The sequence below is a fragment of the Parathalassolituus penaei genome (assembly GCF_026626885.1).
Taxonomy (GTDB): Bacteria; Pseudomonadota; Gammaproteobacteria; order Pseudomonadales; family Oceanobacteraceae; genus Oceanobacter; species Oceanobacter penaei.
This window is the reverse complement of record NZ_JAPNOA010000058.1, coordinates 108408-120707: the sequence shown is the minus strand read 5'-3', so window position 1 is coordinate 120707 and position 12300 is coordinate 108408. Positions and strand designations below refer to the sequence as shown.

The window sequence follows — 12300 nt, the reverse complement described above, 5'->3', positions numbered from 1 at the left end:
AAATCATTCGACACTTGATATAACATCAGAGAAACTAAGATTAACTTCGCGATAACGTGCCACAGCATTTTTGATTTCCAGTTCAGCATCATGGTTTTTATTCCAATCACTTGAAACGCACCCATATATATATTCAACATCCATGTCATTTATAGACCAGCTTCTATGACCAAGACCCAAATCTTTCATTATAAATTCAGTTTTAGGAAGATATGAGATGGCAAATGTCGGTCGCCCTGACATCATTGCAAATATACATGAATGGAATCTCGTACCTAGAAAAACCTTAGACGTTGCGATTATTTTCCGTAATTTATTGGAGCTTTTCGGAGATATATCAACAAGAACGCGATCTTTTCTTTTACACAATGACCTCACAAATTCCGCCGTTGCTATATCATCATCCACCTGATTATAAATCACAACGCTAGCCCCAAGTTCATCGATCGCCCGATCTAAGATATGTGCCAAGGATTCACAATACACTTTATATTTTTTATTAGCATCATCACAATCGGGAAATGTCCAACCAACAACTGTCACACCAAGAATCTCAGAATTATCATCGACCGATTCTTTTTCTCCATCATCTGGATGATCATTCCAAAAAGCACTATCACCAGTTTTGATAACTTTTTCACGCTCTACAAAAACCTTATTTATCAGAAAGTCATAACTATAACTTTCGCGAGCACACACTTTATCCACCTTATTCAAAACGTATCCAGTAAAAAATCGTGAAAATTTTGATTTTAAAGGGCCATAACTCTGAGGGGCCATTAACACTTTACGCCCCATCAACCAAGCAATAAAAATATTTAAAAGCGCAATGATATAGGCATGATTTGTATCATGAATATACCCCCCTGGAGCACTAATAACGAAATCCGATTTTTCCATCTCTTTTAGAGATAGGCATTGAGAGAAAGGTAACATTTTCAAAAAAAAATTGCAGCCCGTAACAGCGTAAGCAAGCGCAATAGTTAATATATAAACTTGAGCCAACTTTCCAACAAGACCTTTTACATTTATATTTCCTATCCTCTCAAAGCTATTAACACGCTCATGTTCTGCATTTCCTTCAAAAAGCAGAACAGATATTTCTGCTGATTCATCAAAAGAAAGTACCTCTTCAATACACTCCGTTAACAAAACCGAATCACCTCGGTTTGAATGCCCATAGGCGTTAATAATAGTATATTTCACACCCACTCCTCACTCTCATTGTAAATTTCTTTAAGCTTATTAGAATAAGCCACCCAGTTCATTGTATCTTGAACAGAACTAATCGCTAAATTGCGCATTAGTAATCGAGCATCGCTCTCGACAAGTGTATTTACAGCTCCTGCAATACTTTCAGCATTAACCGTATCTATAACCAGACCATTGTTCCCATCAATAATTTCTCCAGCCCCAGAAGCTTTAGAGCCAATAACAGCCAAACCACTAGCCATTGCCTCGAGAATTGATAAAGACAATCCCTCTTCTAATGAAGGTAGTATAAAAATATCAAAACCTCGCATAAACTCTGGCATCTCTGCTCCAGGAACTCGTTCAACATGTAGAAAACGCCCAGAGAATTTTTTGACAATTTTCCTAACATTAGAATCGATCATCCCAACTAGGGTAACCTCAACCCTACTATCTAATATATCCAAAGCCTCTAATAGGTGTAGCTGTCCCTTGCGAAGCCCTATTTGCCCAACACAAAGGACTTTTACTCTACTTTCATTTCTAAAAACTCCGGCAGAAAATTTTTTGGTATTTGCACAGTAAGGTAGTACATACGAGGACTTAAACGCCATTGTTTCCGCATAAGATTCAGATACAATATTCGTCGGTGCTAAAAGAGAATCCGATAAAGAAGCCTCCTCAATAGCTAGGTATTCTCGTGGGTAAAGATCCTGCCTGAGAGGAAGACCAAAATACGAAGCTTGCTTATTAACGACATTGAATCTGTTAACTGGGTGAGTATTTACCGCCTCCAGTATAATCTTAGAACCTTCATCTTTAGCTTTTTTAATCATATCCAAAGACGCACCATGCGATATAACATGAAGTATATCACAAGACTCCCAACGCCTAAGCATTGACTTCTGCCACATATCATGATACCAAACAATCGATTTTTCATATCCAAATCTAAAAGGAATCTTACCGTGAAGCTGGACCAAAATTTGCTTCATACGATCATTAACAGCTCTATTATCATCAACCCCTTTAATAGAGCTCAAATACAATCGTCCTAACAGACTTTCAAAGTCTTTAGAAAGAGCATAATTCAACAAATGATATTTACCACAAACCGCAATATTTACTTTCATAATCCCTTCCTGTTAGAAAATTCAAGCCGCCCAATTCTGGAAACAAAATAAACGGCAACCATGGAGAATATCCAAAAATAAAACACAGTAACCCCCCCATCTCGCATTATCGTTTTTATATATATAATAAAAACCCAGAAGAACATATAACCAAAAACAGACTTTTTATTTAAAGCAAGTTCATATACATAGGCCATAAACCACCCAAGAAGGAACATCATAATCACAGAAGAAAAAAGTCCAAAGGCCATGTAAACATCAGCATAAAGCGTTATTGTCAAATATCTAAAATCGCCATAGTCATTCAACTCGACAATGTTAGTCAAAACAGGCTTGTCATTCCATATTTGCCTGGGAATAGGCCACACGAGTAATCGAAGATATTGACTACCGTAACTAAATTCAGAGTTATCATTAACGACTTTAATTGTAGCCATAGCCACATCAAATTCGACAACATCTGAAGTCAATGCATTATCGCCTCGCTCCTGAAAATACTCATCCAGAATAGTAGAAATCGATGATTCACCAGCAAAAATCTTCCTCATCGCATATCTATCATTACCTACCACATCAAAAATAAAAGCAAAAATAAAAGCAAACACTACAATTTTAATATTTGGGTATCTTTTCCCTGAATACATCAAATACATAAAAAATAAGGCAAGCAAAACAACAACAAAGGAAAGTCGCTGGGCACCGCCATACATACGAACAATCATAAACGATGCAATAAAAACAAAAGGTATAATCTTATTTCTGCAAGTCAATGTTAAAAATATTGCTATGATTGGCAAAAATTCAGCGAGAGCTGTTTGATATCCAGAAACATCCTGGAGCCTTCGTACACCACTACTTTCCGATGTAAACTGATAAGCCAGAACACTATCAAGTCCAGCACCAAAAAATGACTTATATGTTCCATAATAACCTAAGGCCGTAAGAATTAAAACACACACCCAAAAACGCCGAATATTTAAACTTTCGAGTTTTTGAAAATCTAACATTGGTATTTTCCTGGAAAATCCAGATCTGAAAAAATATCCAAACATAAGCATAGAAAATGAAACATTTATAATTAAACTACCAATCACTATATCTTCCGTAGACGTAGGATATATGCCTATTCTATCCCACAAAAACGATCCATTGTTTTGATATACAATTAGCGGCCTCATCACAAATCCGATAAAATGATAAACCATTACCATGAACAATGGGTTATACATCGGAACTTTAAGTAAAAACAAATAAAACGCCCAAAACAACCAAATAAATAGATTGATCAAGCCACAGACCAAAATACCTGAATAAATTTCCACAAAAAGACCCTTAAATAAATATATTCTTACTGATAGATTGCCAATATTCGTCTTGGCCTTATTTTTTCCCTCAAAGCCAACAGAGGCTTTTCTACAAGAAGCCCAATTAAAACACCTAAAACAATGGAGCTAATAAAATAAATCAGAGCCACAAAAGCCCAACGAGCAGAGTTTCCGTAATCAGCCAACCAGCCTTGCTCTAGCTGAATGCTTATTGCCTTTTGGCAATATACGTGAAATAAGTATATTGGGTATGAGTATTTCCCCAAAAATGCTGCAGCATTAAATATTCGAAATTTGGAAAAATAACTAGAATAAACACCGGTCAAATACAAAACCCCAGCCCATCCAAGAGCCAAAAATGTATAGCCAAATGCAGAAACCCATAGAGATGTATTCGGATTCAATAAAAAGAACGAAAAAAACATTAAAATCAAAAAAACAATATAAAACTGCCGATCCTCTCCCCAAGCCAAATAGGATCTCCTAAATGAATAAATCCATGCCATCGAGACCCCAACAATAAATGAGTCAAATCTAAAGTGCGATTGAACTCGTATATCAAGCAACTCAAACTCCAAAAAAAACACGGTGTAAACTCTATTCACCATGACACACACCAACAGAAATACTAAAACCCTAAAAAAATCTGGCGATGATATGCTCTTCCGAAATTTTAAAAACAACAAGATAATTAATGGAAGTATGGCATAGAAATGCTCTTCAACTCCCAAACTCCACAAGTGCCCTAAAGGAGAAGGTATTGGAAAAAAATAATTCTGGACATGAAAAAAAACAGGATATAACTGAGAAATCAAACCACCCCTATCGCCTCCAAACATAATAGGATATATAATAATCAATACCAAGGGACACAAATAGTACAATGGCCAAATTTTCAAAGCTCGGCGAATATAAAAACCTAAAAGGTCAATCCTGCCATATTTTATCTCCTCATTAAACAACATGCCTGCAATCAAAAAACCACTTAAAACAAAAAAGAAATCAACCCCGGACCATCCCACTCTAGCAAAAAAAGCTGCTAATGGAAAAAAGACTCCAGACTCCTCCCAAGAAATCGGAAAGTGTGCTCCCAACACTAAAATGATGGATATACAACGTAACCAATCTAACCAATCTAATCGAATACCAGTCAACATACCCTCTCCAGAAAGCAACTAAAATTTCGTCATTTATCAAAATCAGACAACAATAAACCACTTTCTTTACGACTATAAACAAAAAGCAAAAACTCAAGGGCAACCAAGATCAAAACAGCATCAACAACACTGTTCACAGAAAAAAATCCTATAACTAGTGCAATAGCATTTGCGAGCAACATAAACAAAGCAAGTTTCCCATGATTATTTGTCGATATCAAAAGTATTCTAGAAAGATGCCATCCACCTCCAAGAATTGAATAGATAAAAAATACAGCAGACAAACCTGGATCAAAAACCACCTCGCCGTTTGTCCAATAAGAAATAAAAAAATAATAAAACACAAAAACACAGATAGCTAGTGCAATAACCCCCACCCATATATAAGCAGTTAGCGATTCATAAAGATCTCTAATTCCAGCTCCTCCAGCTCCATACATCCTTGAAAATTTCGGCCAAGCTGAATGACTGACAATAGAAACCATCTGAATAGCCATCCTAGATATAGTCCTATATGAATTAAAAACAACCAGATAGACCGGCCCCAGCAAGCTACCAACCAATATAGAGAATCCTTGTATATTTATACCATTAGATAGAGGAATCAGTGAAAAACGGATTGAGTCTTTTATTAAATGAGATATACAACCAATCCTGCCAAACCTGAAATGAATATCGCCATTTATTTTAGTCAAGTAAACAATTGCATAAACAAGCCAAACAACTCTCGCGAACAACATTGATAAAGCTACTACTACAAAATCTTTTGAAACACTAACAGCAACAATAGATGAAACCCACTCAATCAATCTTGAGTTAACATCCCAATACACACCTGATGAATAGCGGTCATAGCACCTAAAAACAGCCTGTATTAAATTTCCACTCAGAATCAAAATCACATTCAAGCAAAGCACATATACAACCACATAAGACGCATCATCAAAATAAAAAATCCCCCCACCCAAAACGAAAGCAGCACTCAGGATAATAAAAAACAACGTCAATGTCCCGCCAAACAATTCATTAACAGCTGCCCACTCTCCTCTTGCCGACAACATATTCATTTGATTGGAAACAACATTTGCAATACCAAAATCAGACATCGACAAATATGATGGAATAGCAACCAGAAGCAACCACTTACCATATTCTTCTGCAGACCAGAAGAAAAGAAATACAGGGACAGAAACCAATTGAATTACTATATTTACAACTTGACCATATGAATTAGCTCCAATTCCAGATCTAAGCCCCTTGAATGTTTCAAATATACTCACAAAGCTCTTCCTATTTTATATCTAGTAATCACAAAAAATTAAAGCCCCGAGAAATCAATCAAGACTTTTATAGTCTGATAATTTTATAACGATACACCTAATGCCCCTCCGAGTAACATATGTCCGCTCTGGCAAGAGTACAGTCCCAAACCTGCAATACCGAGCAATCACCACTTCGAGGGGTGGACTGCAAAGCGTTTATCAGTGCTGGTAAACTTGAACAGGAGTCGCTATTTTTCAGCATTTGCTGCTTTGCTCATATACTCTGGAGAAGAATGACCTTATTCCTACCGTAAGCAGAGCCATCAGTAATGACGAAAACCAGTCAGAAATAAGCACACAGACTCCTATTAACATTATATGGATGATCATAAGCAGACATGCTCATCAATTGAAATTTGTTCAAACTCAATTTTCAATAGATGTTAAATACACTGAATAACTTTGCGCGAGTGCTGCACTGCGTGTGTGCAAGGTGACAAACGCAGTGAAATGACGAGTCCTTTTCAAGTTCGTCAACACCGCTCAAATGCCTTTTGGAGCTTTCGGGATTGTGATGAATCACGATAAGCCAGAGCGGCACTGAGTTATTCAAAGGGGCCCAGGGAAAATTAAGCCTGTTCCCTACATGTATACACTGCTGCATTATTAATCATCAGCTCGGTGAGTACTACTGTGCTGACATAAATGGCAACCAATGCACCCAACGGGCTACTGGTTACCTGCAGCAGAACCGCGGCAATTTCCCGCGTCAGCCCTACCGAATCCACCGCAGCGCCCAAGGCAAACGCACAAGCGATAACCAGAAGCACCTGATAATCCACTGACTTGCCAGCATCTTCGTAGCTGATGCAACGCATGGTAAGCATGGCCATGGCAGCCAGAATCGAGCTTTCAAAAATCGAGATAAAACCGGTAGCTGACGCCAGAATCATGGCCAGAAAAATCAGGATAGCCGGAATTGCCTTGCGTTCGTCGGCGGCTGGCGGTGTGCCCAGCTTGCTGACCAGCAGAAAGTCACGACTGTTGCGGTAGCGCATCAAAAAACCTTTCTGGCCTTCGATCAGTAAGGTATCACCTTCACACAGAATGATTTCGCCAACCTTGCCGCTCAGGCGCTCACCATGGCGAGAAACACTTAACACAACGGCACTGTAACGATGGCGAAAGCGCGAAGCCTTGATTGTCAAACCAATCATAGGATTGGAAGGTGACAACACGGCTTCAAACAGCCGACGATCAGAGCTGTTACCATCGAGTTTGAAACGCTGCTCATCGGCCAGTGTCAGGCCATGAATAGTATTCAGCTCCAGAACTGACTGCGGACTACCAGCAAAGACAAGGCGGTCACCTTCCTCCAGCAAGGTACGAGGGCGAACAGCCGACAGGACTTGTCCGGAGCGCTCTATTTCTACCAGATACAGACCAGGCAAATTACGCAACCCTGCATCCTGAATACTTTTACGGATCAGCTCACTGCCAGGCTGGATCAACATTTCAACCAGATATTCCCGCACCTGATCAAACTGTTCGATTGAACTTTCACGCTTGGGTAACAGGCGCGGTGCCGCCCAATACATATACGCCAAACCTACCAGCGCAATTGGAATACCGACCCACGCCAGTTCAAACAGGGAAAAACCATGGTGCCCACTTTGTTTAACCAGGCCATCAACAACCAGATTAGTGCTGGTACCAATCAGCGTACAAACGCCCCCCAGAATCGAGGCGTAACTGACGGGAATCAGGATACTGGAAAGCTGAATAGAGAAACGTTTGCTCTGGTCCTGCAGCAAGGTGGTGAACATGGCCACAATTGGAGTGTTGTTTACAAAGGCGCTTAATACCACTGTGACAGGTAAAACCCGTATGGCGGCATCGTGCTGGTTTTTTGGGGTTCCAACCAGATACCGCCGAATCAATTGGGTTGCTCCTGCTTCTTTTAACCCCGCGACAACGACATACAGAGCGGCAATGGTAAAAATACCGGTGTTGGAAAATCCGGCCAGAGTTTGTGCTGGAGTGAGCGTGCCGGAGAGCAGCAGTACCACGGCGACAAAAATGAAGAGTTTTTCGGGGGACAGCAGGTTGAAGATCAGGCCAGCCAGAGTGAAGACGAGCAGAAACACCACCAGCCAGAACTGGAGTGCATCGATGCCTGTTGTTAACACATCCGTCAGAATCACGTGTTTTTCCTTAACCTTACAGCTCCTGACCCGCTACCAGTGCCGATAACGGGTCGTGTGGTGACTGACACAGTTCACCATATGTGCTTTCGGCGCATTGACAGACAACGCCGCATCAACGAAGAGGCGCTATTTTGCACGAAAAAAACACGGACGGCTAATAACTTGTAAGTTTATGTAACTTCCGTTGGTCAGTTGTGCACGCATAGCCGCCAATGAGGTGGCTAACGCTTTCTGGTGTGGCGTCTGCGTAGACAATACCAGCAGATTATGTGCAGTGCATCACACGTATAGGGTAGACGTTGAACATGATTGTGGCAGAGGTAGCCGGGAAGTTGTCGGCCGCGATTGGGTGAACACCGCCGCACGTTATCAACGCCAATCCGCAGGATCGCAGAGGGATTGGCGAGGCTTCGCGGCTAACAGCCGCTCCCACAAGCACTCGAGCCGCTCCACAAAACACCGTGATTATCGGCTAACAGCCGCTCTTATAAAAAACCGTTGCTGCAGGAGCGGCTGCAGCGAAGCTGTCAGCCGCGATCTCACGCCATGATCGGCAGCCAGGCGCTGCGGATATTGCCGTCTTTGGCGAAGCGCCGCAGGCCGGGAAAGACGGTGCCCATGTCGGTATCCTGCAACCCGAACCAGCTGGCGATGGCGGCGCTGGTTTGTTCGGCGGCAAGGCCCGGAATAACACGGCCACGCTGGTCGGCGACCATGTTGGGGCTGTTTTCTCGCAGATCCGGCATGTTGCCGTATACACCGCGTTTGACTGCTCCGCCCATCACCAGCTGGTGTCCACCCCAAGCGTGATCGGTACCACTGCCATTGTTCTGCAGGGTGCGACCAAAATCCGATTGGGTAAACAGGGTGACCTGTTTTTCGATGCCCATGCTGTTGATGGCAGTCTGGAACTTCCACAGCGCCAGGCTCAGATGCCGCAGTAATAAAGGATGCTTGTCGGCCTGTACCGCGTGGGTATCGAAACCGCCCAGGGTGACAAAAAAGATCTGACGGCTGAGGCCATCCGATCGGCCAATCTCAATCAGCCGCGCCACGCTTTCCAGCTGGGCGGTAAGGTTACCGGGCAGGTTTTCACCCAGCCCTACCAAACGGTTATCCGGCAGGTCAAACAACTTTTCATCGTATGGGCCTGTGATCTTGCTGTAGTCGCGGGTTTGTGGCCAGCGTTCATTCAGCATGCTGGTGATGTTCATCATGCGTTGTTGCTGGCTTTGCATATAACCACGGAAGCGATCACTACCACTGACCGCCAGCATTTGCTGGTAAGCATCACCCAGTGCTTGATGCATCTTGTTATCGCCTTGCATCCCCACCACCAACGGCGGCTTGCCAGGTGGCAATACCAGTTCCTGTGCCTGATGAGAGGCAAAAATCGGCGAGTTATTGCCCATCGAGATATTCAGGCCAAACGGGTGTGCGGCATTAATACCGCCCTGCCCCGACATCCACACATCCGCCAAGCGCCCGGCCCAGCCGTAGCGCACCATACGTTCGGCATTGGCGGTGGTGAGCACGCGCTGCTGGTGATTATGCGCATACAAGAAATACGGCAAACGTGCAGAAGCCAGCGTTTCACGAGTCACCGGCTCCACCAATGTGCCGGTGTTGGCGACCCAGGCCAGTTGCTGTTGTTGCCATAATAACGCCAGTTCCGGCGCACAGCCGTTAATGCCCCAGCCGGTGTTATCCAGTTCGTACAGTCCTTTGAAGTACGACTCGGCGGCACTGCCACTTTTATAAGCGTTGTAATCCGGCGATGACCATTGCGGCTGGCCATTTTGCAGATTCAGGCTCAGACGTTCTGCCGCAACCGCCAGCTCTGCCCGCCGTTGCTGGTAGGTCTGATAACCAAAACCAACACCGGGGCCTGCACCCTGTTCATCAGCTGCCGGAATCAACAGGTTCCAGGAGTCGTTGCCGCCGTACAGAAACAGGCACACCAGTGCTTTGTAATCGTCTTTTGGCCAGGGCGTTTTTTGCGGTGCGGCAAAACTCATTTGGCTGACGGAACCCAGCGCCATCAGCTTCAGCAAATCGCGGCGCGAAACCTTTATATCAGGTGTTTTCATGTGTGTTACCTCTGCACCCAATATTCAGGGCTCATCACCAGCAGACGGATGCTGTCACGCACCAGTCGGTTAGCCTCCATCGGCGCATTTTTGGGGTAAACCGCCGGGCCGTTCAGATAATCCAGCACTACCTGCCTTGCTTTGGGCGCCAGTGGCACCACCAACAAGCGGCTTTGCAGATCATCCAACAGTGCACTGATCGCTTCCTGACGCTGCAAACTGAACGCTGGGTTATTGAGGGTGGCAAAATCGCCATTACTGTCCTGTTCCAGATACTGTTCAAAGCGCTGGGCAATCGGGCTGGTGTCGATCTGTACATTGAGGTCGCTGTTAAAGCCGTTACGTTGCAGCTGCTCCGCGAACTGGGCGTTCTGGAATGGCAACCGCGCCTTGTCACGGCTGTTCAGCAACAGGTCGATGCGGTTGTTAAAACCACTGAGCGATTGCACATCCAGAATCGCAGCTTCGGGGGCTACATCATCGGTATCACGGAAACCTTCAGCCACTGGCTGAAAATCCGGCTCAAAGAAGTTGAATACCGATGGCGAGTTCAACGGATTTTGCCCAATCGGTAGGCGTTTGATCCAGTACACGTCATGAATCTGGCTGTTCTGACGGCTATTAAAAGGCGCGGCTGGCTGTACGTTCAGAGTGCGCAGCAAATGACTCATGGCCAGAATCGGTTCACGTAACTTCAAAGGCGGATTGGCGGCGCTCGTATCTGGGTTCATAACCGGCTGGCGCGCTTCCGGGTCAAGCAAAATAGCTTTTACCACCGCCGCCAGATCACCTTTTATCCCTTTGCCGTTGTTATCAAACACGGCGCTGACGCGTTTGACGTACGCCGCCGACGGATTTGATGTGACCAACCGTTGAATCAGCTGGCGGCTGACAAAGGGCGCTACTTCTGGACGGGCAAACAGGATATCCAGCGCGGCTTCAACGTCGTCTTTGCCTTTTAACCCCGCCGGAATGGTTTTCCCCAGCAGGGTTTTGGAATCGGTATCGTGGAATTTTTCGGTAAATTCCATTGGTGTCATCAGGTTGCCAACATTCAATCCCTTACCACCGTAGTACAGATTCCCCACCATATCCCAACCGGTAAACACCCGCGCCAGCTCCATCACATCCTGCTGGGTGTACACAGGCACTGGCTGACCTTTGGAATCCAGTCTGGTTGAACCATCCGGGTTGACCTGATAGAGGCCAATTGCAAACAGTTGCATCAGTTCACGGGCGTAGTTTTCATCTGGTGAGGTCTGTTTTTTCGGGTCGGCCTTGCGGTTACCGTGATGGGACAAAAACACCCCCATGGCCGGTGAATAACTCACCGCCGACAACAGTTCACGATAGTTACCAAAGGCATGTTGAAGTAACAGGTCTTGCCAGGCCGCTAACGCTTCAGCGCGAATGTTCAGATACCCTTCAGTGGATGACACCACCAGTATTTCACTGAGCGCAAAGGCTACTCGTTGTCGCAACTGGTCCGGAGCCGTCAACGCTTGCTCCCACCAGGCAGCGTTCTGATAAACCCATAAGGGGGAGCTACGCGGTGGGACAAATCCCATAGAGCCAAACCACGGTGTTACTGGTTCACTCATCAGGGCAATTTCTACCGTGCGATTCAGGTTGCTGGGCCCCAATGGCATGGCCAATTGCTGGTTTATCCAGCCTTCAATACCTTGCTGACGCACACTTGCCAAAGTTTGGGAATCGGGGCCAAAACTGGCCTGATTCAGAAAACGTACGGCCTCCTGAAGCGACTCCGGTTTTTCCGTCGAAATCATGGTGGCAGCGATTTTCTGGGGTTGGGCTGACAGGGGCTGCTGTGTTTGCGCCGCAACCGGAGTGCTCAAGCAAGCTCCCACTAACCAGACCACCAAAACAGCGACAGCAGGCTTATTGTGAACTCGCCCTGCATGCTGTTTAACACCG

General features: G+C 44.5%; 8 protein-coding genes. All 8 read right to left on the bottom strand.

Annotated elements, in window-relative coordinates:
* Positions 1–3: 3 nt before the first annotated feature.
* The 8 genes from OUO13_RS17280 to OUO13_RS17245 all read right to left on the bottom strand — a co-directional run bounded on the left by OUO13_RS17280 (position 4) and on the right by OUO13_RS17245 (position 12221).
* Positions 4–1206 carry a polysaccharide pyruvyl transferase family protein gene (locus OUO13_RS17280; protein ID WP_283175150.1) on the bottom strand — a complete coding sequence of 401 codons (1203 nt, stop codon included), beginning with the start codon at positions 1204–1206 and terminating at the stop codon, positions 4–6.
* Positions 1203–2324: a glycosyltransferase family 4 protein gene (locus OUO13_RS17275; protein WP_283175149.1), complete on the bottom strand. Its 1122-nt coding sequence runs from the start codon at positions 2322–2324 to the stop codon at positions 1203–1205. Before OUO13_RS17275 ends, OUO13_RS17280 begins: the two co-directional genes overlap by 4 nt.
* Positions 2321–3646, bottom strand: a complete 1326-nt coding sequence (locus OUO13_RS17270) for an O-antigen polymerase (protein ID WP_283175148.1) — start codon at positions 3644–3646, stop codon at positions 2321–2323. Before OUO13_RS17270 ends, OUO13_RS17275 begins: the two co-directional genes overlap by 4 nt.
* 26 nt (positions 3647–3672) lie before the next feature.
* The gene (locus tag OUO13_RS17265; RefSeq protein WP_283175147.1) at positions 3673–4806 is read right to left on the bottom strand and encodes an acyltransferase family protein; all 1134 of its coding nucleotides are present in this window, start codon (positions 4804–4806) and stop codon (positions 3673–3675) included.
* A 29-nt stretch (positions 4807–4835) separates the two neighbouring features.
* Positions 4836–6086 (bottom strand): lipopolysaccharide biosynthesis protein, encoded by a 1251-nt coding sequence (locus OUO13_RS17260; protein ID WP_283175146.1) that lies wholly within the window; start codon positions 6084–6086, stop codon positions 4836–4838.
* 611 nt (positions 6087–6697) lie between these two features.
* Positions 6698–8272, bottom strand: a complete 1575-nt coding sequence (locus OUO13_RS17255) for a sodium:proton antiporter (RefSeq protein ID WP_283175145.1) — start codon at positions 8270–8272, stop codon at positions 6698–6700.
* Positions 8273–8814: 542 nt separating this feature from the next.
* Complete coding sequence (locus OUO13_RS17250; RefSeq protein ID WP_283175144.1) at positions 8815–10365, bottom strand: DUF1501 domain-containing protein; 1551 nt, start codon at positions 10363–10365, stop codon at positions 8815–8817.
* A gap of 5 nt (positions 10366–10370) precedes the next feature.
* Positions 10371–12221 carry a DUF1800 domain-containing protein gene (locus tag OUO13_RS17245; RefSeq protein WP_283175143.1) on the bottom strand — a complete coding sequence of 617 codons (1851 nt, stop codon included), beginning with the start codon at positions 12219–12221 and terminating at the stop codon, positions 10371–10373.
* Positions 12222–12300 lie beyond the last annotated feature (79 nt).